Origin of the sequence: Phyllobacterium sp. OV277, from assembly GCF_900104355.1 — a bacterium.
Classification (GTDB): Bacteria; Pseudomonadota; Alphaproteobacteria; order Rhizobiales; family Rhizobiaceae; genus Phyllobacterium.
In genome coordinates this window covers 313,079-330,666 of sequence record NZ_FNIY01000003.1, presented here as the reverse complement: position 1 = coordinate 330,666, position 17,588 = coordinate 313,079, and the positions used below count along the sequence as shown (strand labels likewise).

At 54.1% G+C, this 17,588-nt stretch carries 17 protein-coding genes and 1 pseudogene; 17 read left to right on the top strand and 1 reads right to left on the bottom strand.

What is annotated here, in order from left to right; genetic code table 11:
* The first annotated feature begins 118 nt into the window (after window positions 1–118).
* On the top strand, window positions 119–1,027 hold the full coding sequence (locus tag BLU05_RS13475) for a hypothetical protein (RefSeq protein ID WP_091880749.1): 909 nt from the start codon (window positions 119–121) through the stop codon (window positions 1,025–1,027).
* A gap of 3 nt (window positions 1,028–1,030) precedes the next feature.
* Window positions 1,031–1,570: a hypothetical protein gene (locus tag BLU05_RS13470; protein WP_091880748.1), complete on the top strand. Its 540-nt coding sequence runs from the start codon at window positions 1,031–1,033 to the stop codon at window positions 1,568–1,570.
* Between the two features lie 240 nt (window positions 1,571–1,810).
* Here the strand turns inward: BLU05_RS13470 and BLU05_RS13465 are convergent, their stop codons facing one another.
* Window positions 1,811–2,041, bottom strand: a complete 231-nt coding sequence (locus BLU05_RS13465; RefSeq protein ID WP_139210448.1) for a hypothetical protein — start codon at window positions 2,039–2,041, stop codon at window positions 1,811–1,813.
* Between the two features lie 65 nt (window positions 2,042–2,106).
* Between BLU05_RS13465 and BLU05_RS13460 the strand changes: the two genes are divergently transcribed.
* The 15 genes and pseudogenes from BLU05_RS13460 to BLU05_RS13390 all read left to right on the top strand — a co-directional run bounded on the left by BLU05_RS13460 (window position 2,107) and on the right by BLU05_RS13390 (window position 17,529).
* On the top strand, window positions 2,107–2,496 hold the full coding sequence (locus BLU05_RS13460) for a hypothetical protein (RefSeq protein ID WP_091880744.1): 390 nt from the start codon (window positions 2,107–2,109) through the stop codon (window positions 2,494–2,496).
* A pseudogene (locus tag BLU05_RS13455) lies at window positions 2,417–3,857 on the top strand (terminase family protein). The gene BLU05_RS13460 and the pseudogene BLU05_RS13455 overlap by 80 nt, the downstream one beginning before the upstream one ends.
* Complete coding sequence (locus BLU05_RS13450) at window positions 3,857–5,995, top strand: portal protein (protein ID WP_091880742.1); 2,139 nt, start codon at window positions 3,857–3,859, stop codon at window positions 5,993–5,995. The pseudogene BLU05_RS13455 and the gene BLU05_RS13450 overlap by 1 nt, the downstream one beginning before the upstream one ends.
* Entirely contained in the window at window positions 5,992–6,231 is a 240-nt protein-coding gene (locus BLU05_RS13445; protein WP_091880741.1) for a hypothetical protein, read from the top strand. The genes BLU05_RS13450 and BLU05_RS13445 overlap by 4 nt, the downstream gene beginning before the upstream one ends.
* Before the next feature lie 34 nt (window positions 6,232–6,265).
* Window positions 6,266–7,264: a hypothetical protein gene (locus tag BLU05_RS13440; RefSeq protein ID WP_091880740.1), complete on the top strand. Its 999-nt coding sequence runs from the start codon at window positions 6,266–6,268 to the stop codon at window positions 7,262–7,264.
* Window positions 7,265–7,285: 21 nt separating this feature from the next.
* Window positions 7,286–8,263, top strand: coding sequence for a DUF5309 domain-containing protein (locus BLU05_RS13435; protein WP_091880738.1), 978 nt, complete (start codon window positions 7,286–7,288; stop codon window positions 8,261–8,263).
* A gap of 57 nt (window positions 8,264–8,320) precedes the next feature.
* Window positions 8,321–8,527 carry a hypothetical protein gene (locus BLU05_RS13430; protein ID WP_091880736.1) on the top strand — a complete coding sequence of 69 codons (207 nt, stop codon included), beginning with the start codon at window positions 8,321–8,323 and terminating at the stop codon, window positions 8,525–8,527.
* Window positions 8,517–8,840, top strand: coding sequence for a hypothetical protein (locus BLU05_RS13425; protein WP_091880734.1), 324 nt, complete (start codon window positions 8,517–8,519; stop codon window positions 8,838–8,840). Before BLU05_RS13430 ends, BLU05_RS13425 begins: the two co-directional genes overlap by 11 nt.
* The gene (locus tag BLU05_RS13420; protein ID WP_091880732.1) at window positions 8,837–9,439 is read left to right on the top strand and encodes a phage adaptor protein; all 603 of its coding nucleotides are present in this window, start codon (window positions 8,837–8,839) and stop codon (window positions 9,437–9,439) included. The genes BLU05_RS13425 and BLU05_RS13420 overlap by 4 nt, the downstream gene beginning before the upstream one ends.
* On the top strand, window positions 9,436–10,038 hold the full coding sequence (locus BLU05_RS13415) for a phage adaptor protein (RefSeq protein ID WP_091880731.1): 603 nt from the start codon (window positions 9,436–9,438) through the stop codon (window positions 10,036–10,038). Before BLU05_RS13420 ends, BLU05_RS13415 begins: the two co-directional genes overlap by 4 nt.
* A complete protein-coding gene (locus BLU05_RS13410; RefSeq protein ID WP_091880729.1) occupies window positions 10,035–11,645 on the top strand; it encodes a hypothetical protein in 1,611 nt (536 codons plus the stop codon). The genes BLU05_RS13415 and BLU05_RS13410 overlap by 4 nt, the downstream gene beginning before the upstream one ends.
* On the top strand, window positions 11,642–12,109 hold the full coding sequence (locus tag BLU05_RS13405) for a GNAT family N-acetyltransferase (protein ID WP_091880728.1): 468 nt from the start codon (window positions 11,642–11,644) through the stop codon (window positions 12,107–12,109). The genes BLU05_RS13410 and BLU05_RS13405 overlap by 4 nt, the downstream gene beginning before the upstream one ends.
* A 6-nt stretch (window positions 12,110–12,115) precedes the next feature.
* Window positions 12,116–13,384, top strand: coding sequence for a tail fiber domain-containing protein (locus BLU05_RS13400; protein WP_091880726.1), 1,269 nt, complete (start codon window positions 12,116–12,118; stop codon window positions 13,382–13,384).
* Window positions 13,385–15,547, top strand: a complete 2,163-nt coding sequence (locus tag BLU05_RS13395) for a hypothetical protein (RefSeq protein WP_091880725.1) — start codon at window positions 13,385–13,387, stop codon at window positions 15,545–15,547.
* Window positions 15,547–17,529, top strand: coding sequence for a hypothetical protein (locus tag BLU05_RS13390; protein WP_091880724.1), 1,983 nt, complete (start codon window positions 15,547–15,549; stop codon window positions 17,527–17,529). Before BLU05_RS13395 ends, BLU05_RS13390 begins: the two co-directional genes overlap by 1 nt.
* Window positions 17,530–17,588 lie beyond the last annotated feature (59 nt).

Here is a 17,588-nt window from a genome sequence, read left to right as displayed (position 1 = left end):
TTTTTCCAAGGGTAGCACGGAGCCAGTGAACAAAATAACTGGTAATAAAGTGGAGCTATCTTGTAAATAAAAGGCCAAGAAATAAAGTGAAGCTTCTAGCGGGGGAATCACTTTAACTATGACGTTTTCAATTGGGCTGCGTTTCTATCGTATTTCTATAAGGAAAAAGGGCGATAAAGAGCCTTTGGAAATTGGTCCGGGTTGTGAGCCGTGCGATCTTTTGGACTATGTCGAAGATTTTGTAGCCCGCAAGACGGAACCCACTGTTGAGACTACCGAGTCTAGAACGTGGTTTTTTGAGCGGTTAGATTCCAATTCCCTCCGAGCTGTCCATGGCTTTATAAATTATGGAACTCACGGGTTCGAAAGCAAACTTAAAGATGTAACTACAAAGGAAGAAAAGTATAAGCGCGAATCAACCGACCTTGAGGAGATACCGCTGTATTTTCAAATTTGGATGCCTAGTTCTACAAACTATGCGCTGATGGCTTTTCAATCATTTCAAGGGCGTTCATGCGTTCAGTTTGTGCAATCGGCTATGTCAGCCGACTTTCAAGACAAGTTCAAGGGACATAACCTGTCATTCAAGGTTATTGCACCGGCGGCTGCTCTTCTGGATACAGCGCCAGTAAAATCGGTTACATTTCTTAAGCCGAAGCAGTCGTCCGATCGGGCGGATAAGTATTGGCTTGGCAAGAAAATGGATGAATTGGATTATGAAGTAACCGTTCGAGCACATAAGCGAAGCGCGTTTATATCCATGTACAAAGATCTGAAGGAACTTGTCCCATCTGATCAAGGCGGATTCGTAGAGTTCGACGGTGTAACGTACGAGGGAGTTAAAGCCGACATCAAGATGGGAAAAAAGCGTCGATCTGTTGGGATATTCGGATCTGGAATTGACGCAGGCCTTATAGACGTCTCAGATAATGTAAAAAGAGATAAAAGCGGACATCCGACTCTGAATAGCATTGTAGCGGAGGTAGACAGTCTGATGGAAGATTTTTTTGCCAGCATAAAGATGTAAGTGATGCAAAAGATCAATGTGCTATCGATTATAATTTGCCATCTTAAGTCATTGTGCGACGATAAGGGAAAATTTTTCCTTGGGGATATTGTGACTTTTTATGTGATGCCAATTTTCTTAGGTGTTGCGTCGGTGTTCCTGGGCTGGCAAATGCCAGAGAAAGCATTAGAGCTGTCGATTTCTGTATTTTCAATTTTTGCCGCATTATTATTGAGTGTCCAAGTGGCGCTTTATGGAGTATCGCTTCGCCCTATAGCAAAACCCGAAGACCCAAAGAAACTTAAGGATTTTGAGCAACAAAAGGCATTCCGTAGAGCACTTCTAAGAGAACTCAATGACAATATCTCCTACTTAATACTTCTCTCAGTTGTAACTGTAACCATCACGCTCATCCTTTTCTTTTTTAACGCGCCCAGGGTTATTGGTTCTGGCTTGGCAATTGCGTTGTATTGTCATTTCTTCCTTACGCTTCTTATGGTGATCAAACGAGCCAGCATCGTCTTTTCGCGAGAGTATGAAGGCTCTGACCTCTCAAATAGCTGAATGTCGAACTAATAAAGCCCCTCATTCAACGAGCACGGTCTACAGCGAAAGTTTCCACCCTGTATCGTCCAAGTTTGGGTTCCACTGTTTGCGGCTTCCCGTCCACAATCACAACATGTGGCATTCGGTTTTTTCCGAGCTATTTCTTGGGCACTCATCTGTTGCATTGTCTGAATCCTTTAACGCAAAACTGCCGGTACTGAAGACGCTTAATTCCTATTGGTAGACATTCTCGTAGCTTCATCCGTGGATCAAGAATGGGCTTAGTTCTTCTCCTATGTACGTCGGTTCGGGCAGTTGTGCTGTGTGTACGTGGATGTCTGCATGATGTGCAGCAGATAGATGCTTTTTTACATAATCGATAGCCGCTTCAAATCCTGCGAATGTCTCACTCGGAATATCCGTATCCCAAAAGTAGACCGTACATTCAATCTCGGCGTAATCCACAAGTGGTTCAACTGATTTAGTCATCGTAGCCCCCATCTTGGTCAGATTCTCAATCAACCAATTCGGATTACAGAAAGCAAGGGTCGTCAATGGTGGATACACCCCGAAAAAACGGGAAATCTACGGGAAAAGGCAAGCCGCCGGTTGAGCATCAATTCAAGGTTGGGAATACGGGCAGACCGAAAGGAACGCGGAACAAGCTGGGTGAGGCATTTCTTGAGGATTTGCTTGCCGCTTGGGAGAGCAAAGGCCCGGCTGTCATTCACACAGTCATTGAGAAGCGTCCGCAAGATTTTCTGAAAGTCGTGGCATCGCTCATGCCGAAAGACCTCAATGTCAACGTCAACCAGATGGGCGAAATGACGGACGAGCAGTTGCTTGACCGCATCAGGAAACTAGATGCAACAATCAAACCTTTCCTTGATGCTCATGGAGCGGATGGAGCTGACGGCGGAGATACAACGCCGACAGCGCACTAATAAGCTTCGGTTCTATTCGCCCTACAAGAAGCAGCGCGATTTCCATAAAGCAGGGCTGACGCATAGCGAACGCTTGTTTATGGCTGGCAACCAGCTCGGCAAAACCGTTGCTGGTGGCGCTGAATGGGCAATCCATCTGACGGGACGTTATCCAGACTGGTGGGAGGGTGCAACGTTCGAACGCGCTCCGCTGCTATGGGCTGGGTCAGTTACGGGTGAAAGTACACGAGACAACCCGCAACGCATTCTCATTGGTCCGCCCACTATTGAGGAAGATTGGGGAACAGGCTTCATACCGGCCGACTGCATACGGGACCGCACCCGCGCCATGGGTGTGCCGAACCTGCTTGATAGCGTGGTGGTTCGCTGGGGTGGCGGCGGCGATGTACAGGCCAGTGACAGCGTTATCGCCTTCAAGGCCTATGAAGAAGGGCCGCGAGAAGTGGCAGGGGCCGACAGTTGACGGCGTATGGTTCGATGAAGAGCCGCCGGAGGACATTTACAGCGAGGGCCTGACCCGGACGAACAACGGCCAGCGCGGGCAGTTTGCCCAGACGACATTCACACCGCTGCTCGGCATGTCCACGGTAGTCAGCAGGTTTGTCATGCCCGGCAGCGACGATCTGGGAGACGAGGCCCGACACGTCACGTCAATGACCATTGATGACGCGGACCACTATACGCCAGAGCAGCGCGCCAAAATCATTGCAAGCTACCCAGCGCATGAACGCGAGGCACGGTCAAAAGGCATTCCCACGCTCGGCAGTGGTTTGATCTTCCCGGTTCTGGAAGAGGACATTGTTGTCGAGTCGTTCAAGATACCGGCAATCTGGCCGCAAATTGGCGGGTTGGATTTTGGCTGGGATCACCCGACTGCTGCTGTCTCCCTCGCATGGGATCGTGACAGTGATATCGTCTACCTGACCCGGAATTATCGAAAGCGGCAGGCAACGCCGGTCATCCATGCAGCAGCCGTCAAGCCTTGGGGGCTTTGGTTGCCTTGGGCATGGCCACATGATGGCAATAACGACACGGCAGCAGGTGAGAACCTTGCTTCCCAGTATAAGGCTCAAGGCCTCAAGACCTTGCCGGAACGCGCCACATTCGAAGATGGATCAAACAGCGTCGAGGCCGGTCTTATGGATATGCTGGACCGGATGCAAACGGGCCGGTTCAAAGTGTTCTCAACCTGCATCGAATGGCTGGAAGAGCGCCGACTGTATCACCGTAAGGATGGCAAGATTGTCAAAGAGCGTGATGACGTTATTTCAGCGTCCCGATATGCGCTCATGATGTTGCGGTTTGCAAAGATCGACAAGCCAGCCAACGACTGGAAATTCACACCGCGTAAGGTGGTCTAATGCCCAAAATGACAGACGAAGAGCTTGCCGGTGTTGTCGGCGGCCTGCTGGAAGATTGCGATAACTACGAAAACTCGTACCGTAGGCCGGATCGCCTGAAAGCCCAGCAGTATTATGACGGCAAGATGGTTGACACGCCTTCGGATGAAGGCCGCTCAAGAGCCATTTCCAAGGACGTGCGCTCGACCATGAAAAAGGTCTTGCCGTCAGTTTATCGCGTTTTCTTCGGATCCGATAAGATTGTCGAATATGCGCCTATTGCAGAAGGTGACGAGGGTAGCGCGGAACAGGCAACCGACTACGTGAATTACGTCGTATTGCCTGAAAGCGGCGGACAACAGGCGATCTATGATGCCATGCATGACGCCCTGTTGAAGCGCAACGGCATCCTCAAGTGGTATGTCGAGAAGAAGAAAGAAACCCTGACAACCACGCATGACGGGCTGGATGAAATGTCCGCTCAATTACTGGCGTCAGCGAAGGACGTTGAAGTTATCGGCGCGACACAAGATCAGGCGACAGGTTTCTACACGTTGCAAATCCGGCGCGAGGTTGAGAAAAAGCGCATTGTGCTGGAATGCGTTCCTCTGAGTGAGTTTTTCATTCATCCCGACGCCAAGACTATCGAAGATAGCCCGATTGTCACACACAAAACGCTCAAGCGGCGCGGCGAGCTGATTGCAGCTGGATACAAGAAATCCGTCATTGAGGCCCTGTCTGCTGCTGACGGTGCTGACATTCTCGACAACCAAGACGAGGAAGAGGACAGCAAGCGCGTCATTGGTACAAGTGCGCAGGGTCATCACCCATCGATAGATGAAATCGAAGTCTCCGAATGCTTTGTCCGGGTCGATTATGACGGTGATGGCATCGCAGAGTTGCGCCGGGTTATCTATGCAGGCGGATGTGATGAAGCCCATATGCTTGAGAATGAGCCATGGGATGACATGATACCCTTTGGTGATCTGGTCGCAGAGCGCGAGCCACACCAATGGGAAGGCCGGTCCATCCCTGACGATATCGAGGAAGTGCAGCGCATCAAGACTGTTCTCCTGCGCAATACGCTCGACAACATCTACTGGCAGAACAACCTACAGCCGATTGTGCAGGAAGATAGTGTCAGCAACCCCGAAAGCGTCACTCAGGCGAAGTTCGGTGAGCCGATCCGCGTAACCGCTGGCACCGATGTTCGCGCCGCTGTTGGTTATTCGCAGGTTCCCTTCGTTGCCGCTCAATCCTTCCAGATGCTCGGCTATATGGATGAGGTGATTACCGATCGAACCGGCGTTTCAGATGCTTCAAGCGGACTGGCCCCGGATGCACTGCAGAACACCACGGCCAAGGCATCTGCGATGATTGAGCAGGGCGGTATCGCCCAGACGGGCATGACGTTGCAGAACCTCGCGCTTGGCTTGCAGCGCGTGTTCAAGGGTGTTCTCCGGCTGGTGATCCAGCATCAGGACCAGCCGCGCACCGTGCGCCTGCGTGACAAGTGGGTGAAGTTTGATCCGCGTTCGTGGGATGCAAGCATGGATGCGACCGTGAACACCGGTCTGGGCGCTGGCACCCGCGAGCGTGACATGATGGCGTTGCAGTTCGTCATGGGCATGCAGGAAAAGCTTCTTGCCAACTTTGGCCCGGTCGATAACCCCTATGTGAAGCCCGACAATCTCTGGAATGCTCTTTCCCGCATGGTCGAAGCATCAGGCCTTAAAACCGTGAGCCTGTATTTCAACAAGCCTGATGAGGCGGAACTGCAAAAGATCATGGAAGCCCGGCGCAATCAGCCGGACCCGGAAGAGACCAAGCACAAAAACGCTCTGGAATTGGAGCAGGCAAAGGGCCAGACGGCGGTTACACGCGAACAAGCCCAGGTTGAGGCTGCAAGGCAGTTGAAAGAGCTGGAAATGCAGCGGGAAACTGAATTCAACCGGCAGAAGCTTGACCTTGAAGAGCGCAAGGACGCCCGCAAAGCCCAGCTTGAGCGCGAACGGATGGAAGGCCAGCTTGCAATCGAGCGTGAGAAAATCGCGTCTCAGGAGCGCATTGCGCTTGGAAAGCATCTTGAACAGCAGCAGCGCGACGAGGCCCAGCAGTTCATGCAGGAATTCGAACAATCGATAGGGGCGGTACAATGAGCGGGGAGCGTGATGTCAATGATGCCCTGTTTCTGCTTGAGCATCCCCTGATTGTCAGGACGCTGGAGGAATTGGAGCAGAATGCGGTCAATCATGCCATTGCTGCTCCTTATAATGATCACGAAAAGCGACAGGCATTTCTTGCCGATGCTCGCTCGATCAGAGCTTTGCGGTCGAAGCTCAAGGCTCTCTCAGAGAGCACAGCCAAACCGGCCCGCAAAGGCTCCGTTGCATAGGCACGGGGTCTAAACTACCCGAAAGGAAGTCACTATGAGCGGCGAACCCACCAACCTGCCTACGGGCGGGAGTGATAACGCACCCCCCTCTGATGCCCTCGACACGGCACTTGATGCAATGTTTGACGAAGGGGAGACTGAACAGTCCAACCCCGATAATTCGGACAAAGCTCCCGCCACCGATGGGACTGAGACGGATGACGCCTTTGAAGAAAATGGCGAAGAGACCGGCGACGAAGGCGAAACAGAAGGCGACGGCGGCGAGCCTGATCCTGATGAAGCAACTCTTGTCACGCTCGCCGATGGCACGGAAATCTCCCTCAAGGAATTGAAGGGCGGTTATCTGCGTCAGGGCGATTACCAGAAGAAGACGCAGGAAGTTTCCAACATGCGGCGCGATGCAGAGGCGAAAGTCGCTGCAATAGGACAGCAGGAAGCAGCGTTTTCTCAGCAACACACCCAGTTGCAGACAACCTTGGATGGATTGGTGGATTATCTGGCAAGTCGATTGCCGGAAGAGCCATCAACGACCCTCGCAATGACCAATCCCGGCGAATACACCCGGCAACGGGCTATGTATGAGGCGGCAGTTGGTGAATTGCAGACCATTCTTGCCACTAAAAAGCAGGTCAACGAACAGGGACAGCAAGTCGCCTATCAACAGCATCAGGAACGGCTCAAGGCCGAAAATGACGCCTTGATAGCGGCCTTCCCCCAGATCGCTGACCCGGCCAAGCGTGAAGTATTCAACAAGGGTATTCTGGACACGGCAACAAAGGTCGGCTTTTCGGTCGATGAATTGAACACCGTGGCAGATCACCGCTTTTTGAAGCTCGGTTACTATGCCCAGATCGGCCTCAAAGCCCTCGAACAGCAGAAAATCGGCAAGAAGAAGGTTGATAGCGCGCCAGCGCTCGCGTCCGGCAAGCCCCGGCCAACGGTCAACACATCCAGCAAGGCCCTGCAAAACTTCAAGAAAACAGGATCGGCACAGGATGCATCGAAAGCACTCGATGCGTTCGACTGGTCCTAGCCATTTTCGAAAGGATCACAAATGGCTCAAGCAGCAGGTACTTCCGATACCTACGATATGAAGGGCAAAGCGGAGGATTTTCGCGATGTTATTTATACGGTTGCCAAGGAGGAAACTCCTTTTCAGAAGCTTATCGGCACCACGTATGACGTGACTGCCGTCAAGCACCAGTGGCAGACTGACACCCTCCGCGCTCCGGCAGCCAATGCCAAGCCGGAAGGCAACGAGACTTCCTTTGCGGAAGTCGCACCGACTGTCGAGGTCGGCAATTACTGCCAGATTTCCGATGAAAGCTTTATGATTTCGAACACTGCGGAAGCGGTCAAGAAATATGGGCGCAAGTCTGAAATCAAACGTCAGACCGTCAAGAAGGCAAAAGAGCTTGCTCGCGACATGGAGTTTACCATGGTCGGGACAAAGCAGGCATCTTCTGCCGGATCGGCTGGCACACCAGTGCGTCAGGCTGGCTCCCTCTGGACTTGGCTTGCCACCAACGCCAATCGCGGTGCGACGGGTGCGAACGGCGGCTATAGTTCCGCAACCGGCCTTACTGTCGCCCCTACGGACGGCACACTCCGTGCGTTCGCAGAAGCACAGGTCAAGGACACGCAGCAGAAGTGCTTCAACGTCGGTGCAAAGCCAACCGTCATCATGATGCACAGCAGCTTGAAATCCGCATTCTCCGGGTTCGCCGGTATCGCGCTTAATCGCGTCGATCAGAAGGTGAGCAAGACCGGCGATGCGCAGGCCACCATCCTTGGCGCGGCTGACGTGTATCAGGGCGATTTCGGCTACCTCACGGCTCTTGCCAATCCTTGGCAGAGCGCCCGCGACGTTGCCCTGCTCGATCCTGAGATGTGGGAAATGGGCTTCCTTCGCGGCATCAACCAGACACCACTTGCCAAGACCGGCGATGCTGAAAAGCGTCTGGTCAACTGCGAATGGACACTGGTTGCCAAGAATGAGGCATCCAGCGCGGTCATCGCTGACGTTCAGTAAGCAATGCGGACAGGCGGGGGCTTTGGCCCCCGTTCCCCTTCAACGGAGACTATCACCATGGCAGACAAGAACACACCAGCAGCCGAACAGGTTGGCAATTTCGATAACGGGACCGATGAGCGCGCTTTGGAAGTGCTTATTGTTCGTGGATACTTCCGCGAGGAAGGCAAGCAGATTGATCCGGGTACGGTGATTGAGCTTCCCCTTTCGGAAGCCAAGGCAGCCATCAAGAACGGCATTGCGACGTTCCCAGATGAAGCTTGATCGGCCCTATCGTCACGGCGAGGTCATTGAAGATGACCCCGTTCGTGGCTTCCGTCGCATCTGGTTCGATATTGACGATGATTATGGCGTGGTGAAAACCGAATACTACGCCACCAATGAACTGCTCGACAAAAATGCAGCCGAGCGGGCCGAAAACCAGAAATGGGGCGAATTCGGCAAGGTCGCTTCGATCCCCCTCAACATCCTCTATCGAGATTTACTCCCAGCTATTCGCAGCGGCGACGACGCGTTTATTCAACGCTGGTTGCAGAATAGCGATAACGCCAAATGGCGGACGCGAGATAAGATATGAGCGCTATCAACGGATATGCTGACCTGCTTGTGACTGCCGGGGAATATTCCGGCCGGAACGACGTGGCGCACCTGTTTTCCCGTTTTCTCGGCATGGCCGAAACCAAGCTCAATCGCCGCTTGCGGGTGGGCGAGATGGAGCAAGCTGCAGTAGTCGCCGTTGCGTTTGGCGCAGGTTCTCTGCCAGCAGACTTTATCGAAGCGCGGTCGGTTTCCAATCCAGCCGGTTGCGTTCTCCGGTCATTGCCTTTGCAGGTTCTCATGAACCGTGATCGCACGAGGCGCGGCATTCCTGATGCCTATGCCGTACAAGGACGCTCCATTGCGGTTCGGCCCGCATGGAATGGCACCCTGACGGTGTTCTATTACGCGGCTATCCCGCCACTGAGACCCGCAAATCCCTCGAATTGGCTGCTTGAAACCGCGCCAGACGTTTATCTCTATGCCTTGGTAGAAGAAATCGCGATTTGGGCCAAGGATGCCGCGTCAGCGAGCGCCGCCGCTTCATTCAAAGAGCAGGCCATCAAGTCGCTTGCTGTCAATGACGAGCGCGCACGGTTCGGCCAGAACAAGGTTAGTATTGGAGGGCCGACACCGTGACCCTTAGAACAGCAGTGAATGACGCCTGCGATGTCGTGTCCCTTGACCAGTTTGACACGGTGTACGGCAACGACAATCCGAACGCTCAAACTATGCTTGAGTTTGCGCAAGAGGCCGGTGACGAGATTTCCCGGCGCGTCGATTGGCAAAGAACACTCAAGACAGCGACGGTTCCTACATCGCCATATGCGCTCGATGAGAACTTTCAGCGGCTGATTACAGGCGGCGCAATCACCACGGCGACAGGCGAATTTGTTCGCCCTGTCACCAATGGTAGCGAATGGACCGTCGTTAAACAGGTTCCATCCTCCCAGCCATATTTTTTCATTCGTGGCGGTCAAATCCACTTTACTCCGCTGTCGGCTGGGGCAGGTGCAAATATCGAATACGTGTCCAAAAACTGGATCAAAGCGGGATCTGATGAAAAGGACGCATTCACAGCTGACGACAACACGTTTCTGTTTCCAGAACGCTTGCTGGTGATGGGTCTGATATGGCGCTGGAAGCGACAGAAGGGCCTTAACTACGAAGACCAGCTCGCAGAATTCGAGGCGGCGCTTGCCTTTGAAATCGCAGCGGATCGGGGGGCATCACAATGATGGTTCGTCCTGGGCGAATTGCTCAAACCAACCGTGGTAGCGTTTCCGTCGGCAGCAAGCCAACGGGAACGCCTATCACGTTCCCGGCTCCAAAGCTGGGCTTGGTATCCAACTATGATCTTATGGAAGAACAGGCCGGAGCGGCAAGCGTCTTGCGCAACTTCTTTCCAACATTGAAGGGCGCGAGAATTCGGGGCGGTTCCATCAAAAAGGCGTTGCTTGCAGGCCTTGGAAACGTACGAAGCGCGTTCAACTATCGCTTTGGCGGCGCTGAAAAGATGTTCATGGCGACGGATACGGGGATTTTCGAAGTCACCAGCCCGTCAGCCCCGCCAGTACCGACACCAGCAAGCCTAGGCGGTCAAACATCGGGCAACTGGACAGTCGTGCAGCACACCACCCAAGGCACGTCTATGATGGTGTGCGTCAACGGCGCTGATCCTCGCCAGATGTACAATGGAACGGGTTGGGTGACCACACCGGCCATCACGTTCACCGATGGCACAACGAGCAATCAGCTCAATTATGTTTTCCTGTTCAAGAACCGTGAGTTCTTCCTCAAGAATGCAACGATGGATGCCTATTATCTTCCGCTGAATTCAATCGGCGGTGAGGCGAAGCTGTTTCCCCTTGGCGGTGTCATGAAAAAGGGTGGCTCGCTGCTGACCGGTTTTTCGTGGTCAATCGAAAGCGGGGACGGCCTGAATGATATGTGCTGCTTTATCAGTACTGAGGGCGAAGTTGCTATCTATTCCGGCGCTGATCCAAGTGATTTGAATACATGGGCGCTCAAGGGCGTCTACCAGATTGGCAAGCCACTGGGCAAAAATGCGTGGATCAGGGCTGGCGCTGATGTCCTGATAGCAACGACTGATGGTTTCCTGCCGATGTCGCAGGTTTTCCAGCGTGATCGACAGTCGCTTTCGCTTGTTTCCGTCAGCCGGCCAATTGAGGACGAATGGCGCGCGGCGGCTGCTGCAACCGGGACAGGCTGGACCATTACCCAGTGGATTGAACGCAATCTGGTTTTCATCACGTTTCCGAAAAACGTTGTCATTCAGGACACGACGTTTGTTCTCAATGTTCTGACCGGGCGATGGTCAATCCTGACCAACTGGAATGCGAGCTGCTTTTCTACCCTTCAAGGCAGTCTGTTCTTTGGCTCGGTCGGCGGCTACGTTTGGCAGGGGGACACGACCGGAACCGACGATGGCGCGCCATTCACTGCGGCATATCTGTCGCAGTTCCTTGCAGGTGGCAACGTCGGGCAGCGCAAGACGGCTGCCATGGCCCGTATGCTGCTCAAGGGCAAGGCCAAGCCAAAGGTTCTGCTATTCGCCCGCGCTGACATGAATAAGACGCTCCCGGCCTTCTCTGAGGTTTCTATCGGCAATCAGCAGTCGTCGGAATGGGATGTGGGCCTTTGGGACCAAGCCGTATGGGACGGCGTATCGAGCCGGAATGACTATTGGTATCGCCAGAACGTTCGCGCATCCGGTGACACATTGGCCCTTGGCTGCATCATCGTTTCAGGCGGTGCATATGCCCTTGATGCTGAAATTGATATCGGCGCGCTGCATGTCGAGGTTGGCGAGGCAAGCGCATGATTATCGCGTGGGGCGGGGCGGATTGCCCGGAAATCAACGAAGGTATTGCCCGGTTCGTTGCTTCGCACATTCCCGGCTGTGATCGTGGCTTTACCGATCATGTCACTATGGGCGTGGTTGAGGGTGACAAGCTCCTTGCAGGCGTCGTCTATCACAACTGGACACCGGAAACCGGTGTAATCGAACTTTCCGCTGCCTCCCTTGATGCCCGCTGGCTGACGGCTCCTGTACTCAAGGCCATGTTTGATTACCCATTCCAGCAGCTCGGTTGCCAGATTTGCGTGTTGCGGGTTTCAGAGCGGAATAGACGCATGAAGCGCATTCTTGATCGCTTCGGGTTTTCATCGGTTCGCGTTCCCCGCCTCCGGGGCCGGGATGAGGCCGAAATCATATTCACACTGACCGACGACGTTTGGCGGTCGCACAAGATCAATTCCAGACAGGGAGAGCGCGAAAGCGCTTGATGCTCCATGGGTAAATCCGCTCCAAAGGCTCCCGATCCAGTCAAGACAGCCGCCGCGCAGACTGCGACGAACGTTTCAACAGCGGTCGCGAATGCTGCCCTCGGCAACGTCAATCAGGTCACTCCTGACGGCACCCTGACTTATAATCAGTCGGGCACGAAACAGGTTTTCGACCCCACATCAAAATCCACCTATGATGTGCCAATTTATACGGCAACACAGACGCTTTCTGCACAGCAGCAGGCTATCAAAGATCAGAATGACGCGGCCTCGCTCAATCTCGGTAAGCTGGCGAATTCGCAGTCAGATCGCCTCAATGGGTTGCTGGGTACTCCGTTCACATTAAACGGGCTTCCTGCCGGTGGTGATGCATCCAAAATTACGGGGCCGAACTATCAGCAATTTACGGATGGCCCGCAGCTCCAAACGAGTTACACCGACGACTTTTCGAAGGACAAACAGGCTGTACAGGATGGACTTATGTCGCGCCTACAACCCTCGCTCGACAAGGATCGTTCGGCACTTGAACAGAGGCTTGCCAATCAGGGCATCCAGATCGGATCGCAGGCCTATAAAGATGCGATGGATGATTTCGGGCGCACGTCAAACGATGCCCGCACATCCACATTGCTTGCCGCCGGTCAGGAACAATCCCGCCTTGCTGGTCTTTCGCGAGATCAGGCGACGTTCGGCAACAGTTCGTTGCAGCAGATGTTCCAGAACAAGAACACCACGACAGGCGCGAACAACTCCCTGCAAGACCAGATGACCAATGCGCAGCTTGCTCAATTCAATGCGGCCAACACTCAGCGGCAGCAGGCATTGAGTGAAAAGTTTGCCGAACGCAACCAGCCCATCAACGAAATCAATTCGCTGCTGTCTGGCGCGCAAGTCACAAATCCCCAGTGGGCAAGTGCCAATATGCCGACACTGCCAACCGTGGATTATGCAGGTCTCGTCAACCAGAAATATCAGGGTGATGTGAACGCCTACAACCAGAAGGTTGGGGCGATGAACGGCATTGTTGGCGGCCTCTTCGGCCTTGGCGCAAAGGCAATTGCCGCCTCTGATGAACGGGTCAAAAAAGACATTACGAAGGTGGGTAAGGCCAATGGCCAGAACCTCTATATGTATCACTATAAGGGCGAACCGGACGATGCACCGATGCGCCTTGGCCTTCTCGCGCAGGAAGTGAAGAAGAAAAAGCCGTCTGCCGTCATCAAAATGCCCGGCGGGCTTCTCGCAGTCGATTATAGCAAAGCATTGGGGGCTTAAATGTCGGTTCAGTCGTTCATCTTTGGCCCCGGCCAGAAATATAAGACGCAAGAAGAGCTGGACCGTGCCCGCGCCACGGTACGCGACATGTACGGCAATATTGGTTCGCCAAAGAACATTGGCGAGGGACTGTCAGCACTTGGTGATGGCATCCTTGCCAACGTCATGAACCGCCGTATTGCACAAGGTCAGGGTGAGTTTGACAAGAACCGGGCAAGTGCTGACGCGGAATTCCTGAATGGCGCTGGCAGCGGGTTTGCTCCTGCATTTCCGGCGAGTGTTGCCGCTGGCGGCTCCACCACGCCCACGGAAAGCGGCGATTACTTCTCTAAAATTCGCTCGGCTGAAAGTGGCGGCAATGATAGTGCAAAAAACCCGCTTTCGTCTGCAACGGGTCGTTACCAGTTCACAACAGGCACGTGGAACCAGCTCGCCCAGCAAAACCCTCAGCTTGGTCTAACTGCTGACGGGCGCAACGACCCGGAACAGCAGGAGCGAGCAATCCGCGCCTTTACTTCTCAAAATGCAGGCGTCCTTGGCAATGCGGGTATCGAGGCGACAAATCCGAATTTGTATGCCGCACACTTCCTCGGCGCGGGAGGGGCGACAAAAGTACTGTCTCAGGCCGACAATGCACCTGTTGCCTCAATCGTGGGGCCGGGTGTGGTTAAGGCAAACCCGTTTCTTGCCAACATGACGGTTGGAGATTTCAAGAACTGGACGGCTAAAAAGGTCGGCGGCAATGGTGGCGGTGTGCAGGTCGCTTCGCTCGATCCCTCGGCAGGCATGGGGCAGGCTTACGCTCCGGCACAGCCACAGCCCCAGAATGGTGCGGCGCAAGCCATCAATCAAGTCGCTCCCCAGCAGAATAATTACCCGGAAGCTGGAAAGGTCGCTCCGGTCGATTGGACGGATCAGCAGGGACTTTCGCAAGCCGCTGGGCTTTCCTTCTCGAAAGGCATTGGTCAGGACGATCAACAGCAAATGGCCTCACTGCCTTCTCAGCCGGTCATGTCGCCTTTAGCGCCTGTGCAGCCGACCGGCCAGCCGCAAGCTCAGGACCCAGCTCGATCTTTGGAAATACGCGCACAAGCGGGCGCTGGGGATAAGATGGTGGCAGGAGCAGATCAGACTATTCAACCTCCTGCGCCGTCTAACAATGCTCTACAGCAGAACGGCGATCGCTTGCAGTATTACGCGCGAAATATGGCAAACCCATTCCTGTCGCCCCAATATCGAAAGTTGGCTGAAATTGGCTATCAGCAGGAAATGGAACGTCAGCAGCAGGCGAGTGATCCACGTTATCAGATGGGATTGGAAAAAGACCGGCTTGAGCTTAACGCATTGAAAAATCCGCCGGTGAAGTATGATTTCATCTCAGGTCGGGACGGTGCAATTTTTCGCTCTGATAACAGGGGCAACATCGAGTCCGTCTACGGCGGTAAGCCCGATACTTTCAGGACACTTACGGCAGACGAAAAGAAGCAAGCCGGACTGCCGCTTGAGGGCGCATACCAGATCGGCGCAGATAATAAGATAACCCAGATTGGCGGCGGCGGAACGACCGTCAATATCGATCAGAAGAGCGAAGGCGCATTTGATAAGAAGCTCGCTGAAAACCAAGCCACGATGTTCGACAATATGCTCACGGAAGGGCAAAACGCTAAATCCGATCTTGCCGTTATTGGCGAACTTGGGCAGGCGTTGCAGGGGCAGGGCGGCATTCTCACTGGCCTCTCAGGCAGGCTGGCCCGTTACGGCATAGGTGGCGAGAACGTCAGTGATCTTCAAGCAGCAGACGCACTTATCAATAAGCTGATCCCGACACAGCGTCAGGCTGGTAGTGGTTCGATGTCCGATCGGGATGTTGAGATGTTCCGCGCCTCTCTGCCCAGCCTGTGGAACACGCCGGAAGGCAACCGGCGCATTATAGGTGTGATGCAGGGACTTGCTCAATACAAAGACCAGCAGGGTGCGATTGCCGCCCGCGTGATGAATAATGAAATTACGCGACAGCAGGGTATTCAAGAGTTGCGCGCCTTGCCAAACCCCCTCGCTGGGTTTGGAAAGCCCGCAAATGTCAAGACGGATGCGGAATATGACGCGCTGCCCACTGGAGCGCAGTTTGTTGACCCAGACGGCAAGCTCCGGAGAAAACCATAATGGCAAACAGATGGGAAACTGCTCCCTTGGTGGAGCAGTCAAAGCAGTCCGGTCAGGACAACCGATGGAGTGAGGCTCCGCTGGTTGATCAGTCGTTTGTCAATGATGGCAGTGTTGGGCCAAGTTACGCGCGTGGCGGTCAACCATTGGATGGCGGAAAAGATGCCGCCGTTGCAGGATTTTTTGATGGAATGCCGGTTGTTGGGCCTTATGTCCTTGGTGGCCTGCAAAGATCAGTCGCGGGTTTGCGCGCTCCCTTTACTGATAAGACGTACGCAGAAGAACTCGCTGACGTACAAAAATATGACAAACAAGTCATGGACGCGAACCCCGGATCAACAACTGCGGGGCGCATAACCGGTGGAGTCATCGGAAGCGCAGGAATGGTTGCGGCCGCTCCGACGTTGTTCGGCGCAGGCGGCGGCGGACTTCTTGGCAAAACCTTCGCATCTGGCGTATCTGGTGCAACAATCGGCGGGGCTGACAGCGCTGTACGATCGGATGGTGATTGGCGAGAAGCTGGCAAGGGAGCCTTTATTGGCGGCTTGACCGGCGGTGCTGCGCCTTTAGCTGGCCAAGCTATTGGTGCGGGCGCCCGCAGTTTCATGGATATGGTTGCGCGCCGTGGTGCGGCCAAGGCTGCTGAAATGGCTCCGGGTGCTTTGGCAAGGTTGGGCCGCGCCGCGGCAGCGGATGGGCTGGATGCGCCTGCATTGCAAACCAGACTTGCCGAACTTGGTCCTGACGCCATGATTATGGACCTTGGCCCAAATCTCCAGCGTCAGGCTGGTGCAATCGCGGCAACGCCGGGACGCGGGCAAGAGATTGTTCGAAACGCGGTCAATCAGCGACAGATGGGCGCAAATCAACGCATCATTGGTGAGTTGAATGATACGCTTGGTCCTGTTCGTTCACCGATCCAAATCAATCAAGGCATTCAAGAGGGGCAACGCGCAACGGGTCCGGCTTATGCCCAGTCGTTTGCTGACGGTGTGCCTGTTCAGACGGACTATATTGCCAATGCTCTTGAGCAGCAGGGCCGTACCCTTCGCGGACCACAGCAACGCGCTGTCCAGCAGGTCCGTCAGATGCTCAACGAAGCCGGACGCGATAACTTGGACACAAATCCCTACACGCTGTTTCAGACGCGCAACGCGATTGATGGCATGTTGGCGGGTGAGCAAAATCCGCAGGTCATTCGCGTTCTTACCCAGACACGTCAGCAGATTGACGAGAACCTTTCCCGAAATGTACCGGGTATCAAGATGGCCGACGCTCAATATGAAGAGCTTGCCCGACAGAACCATGGATTAAATCGTGGCTCACAAGTTCTCGATAGCGGCAAAACCGCTCCCCGGCCGGAGGACCTCGCCAATGAAATGACTGCCGGTGTTCAGCCTCAAGGTCTTTCTGTTGGTCCTTCTGGTGAGGCATTCAGAATGACCCAGGGCGCGCGCGCCGAAATTGATCGGATCGTCGGCACGAACGTCAATGATGTTGTTGCGCTTAATCGGATTGTGAAAGGCGAAGGTGACTGGAACCGGGATCGTCTCGCAACATTGTTTGGGCCGAGTAGAGCGGATCGCATCATAAACGTGCTTGATCGCGAAAAAGCTTTCGCAAACACTCGGCATATCGTCGGTCAGAACAGCGAAACAGCGGCGCGATCTGCCGCAATGCGCGAACTCGGCCAGCCTGACATTCCAGAATTCGGCGTTCGTGAAGGCTACATGTCAGGTGGTGTTCTTGGTGCGGGCCGATCCGCGGCTGTTCGAGGGTTTGAAAAGGCCGCAAAAACTATCCTTGGCTCCGGAGCGGACCGGCGTAATGAGAGTTTAGCAAATGCGATTTCAAGTAATCGTCAAGTTGTTATTGATGCGATCATGCGGGCACAAGCGGTCCGCAATGTTCCGCAATCAGAGATCAATCAGATCACGCGAGCGGCTCTGATGAGCGGCGGGCTGCTGTCCAGTCCCCGATGATTTTTCCATCTTCAAGATGAGAAAGACCAATGCAGAGGTAAACAGAGCACCCACGACGC

Coding starts and splice junctions, on each gene's coding strand:
- BLU05_RS13410 (WP_091880729.1), top strand. CDS start 10,035: ATGATGGTTCGTCCTGGGCGAATTGCTCAAACCAACCGTGGTAGCGTT.
- BLU05_RS13440 (WP_091880740.1), top strand. CDS start 6,266: ATGAGCGGCGAACCCACCAACCTGCCTACGGGCGGGAGTGATAACGCA.
- BLU05_RS13405 (WP_091880728.1), top strand. CDS start 11,642: ATGATTATCGCGTGGGGCGGGGCGGATTGCCCGGAAATCAACGAAGGT.
- BLU05_RS13460 (WP_091880744.1), top strand. CDS start 2,107: ATGGTGGATACACCCCGAAAAAACGGGAAATCTACGGGAAAAGGCAAG.
- BLU05_RS13395 (WP_091880725.1), top strand. CDS start 13,385: ATGTCGGTTCAGTCGTTCATCTTTGGCCCCGGCCAGAAATATAAGACG.
- BLU05_RS13475 (WP_091880749.1), top strand. CDS start 119: ATGACGTTTTCAATTGGGCTGCGTTTCTATCGTATTTCTATAAGGAAA.
- BLU05_RS13445 (WP_091880741.1), top strand. CDS start 5,992: ATGAGCGGGGAGCGTGATGTCAATGATGCCCTGTTTCTGCTTGAGCAT.
- BLU05_RS13435 (WP_091880738.1), top strand. CDS start 7,286: ATGGCTCAAGCAGCAGGTACTTCCGATACCTACGATATGAAGGGCAAA.
- BLU05_RS13400 (WP_091880726.1), top strand. CDS start 12,116: ATGGGTAAATCCGCTCCAAAGGCTCCCGATCCAGTCAAGACAGCCGCC.
- BLU05_RS13420 (WP_091880732.1), top strand. CDS start 8,837: ATGAGCGCTATCAACGGATATGCTGACCTGCTTGTGACTGCCGGGGAA.
- BLU05_RS13430 (WP_091880736.1), top strand. CDS start 8,321: ATGGCAGACAAGAACACACCAGCAGCCGAACAGGTTGGCAATTTCGAT.
- BLU05_RS13450 (WP_091880742.1), top strand. CDS start 3,857: ATGCCCAAAATGACAGACGAAGAGCTTGCCGGTGTTGTCGGCGGCCTG.
- BLU05_RS13390 (WP_091880724.1), top strand. CDS start 15,547: ATGGCAAACAGATGGGAAACTGCTCCCTTGGTGGAGCAGTCAAAGCAG.
- BLU05_RS13465 (WP_139210448.1), bottom strand. CDS start 2,041: ATGACTAAATCAGTTGAACCACTTGTGGATTACGCCGAGATTGAATGT.
- BLU05_RS13425 (WP_091880734.1), top strand. CDS start 8,517: ATGAAGCTTGATCGGCCCTATCGTCACGGCGAGGTCATTGAAGATGAC.
- BLU05_RS13470 (WP_091880748.1), top strand. CDS start 1,031: ATGCAAAAGATCAATGTGCTATCGATTATAATTTGCCATCTTAAGTCA.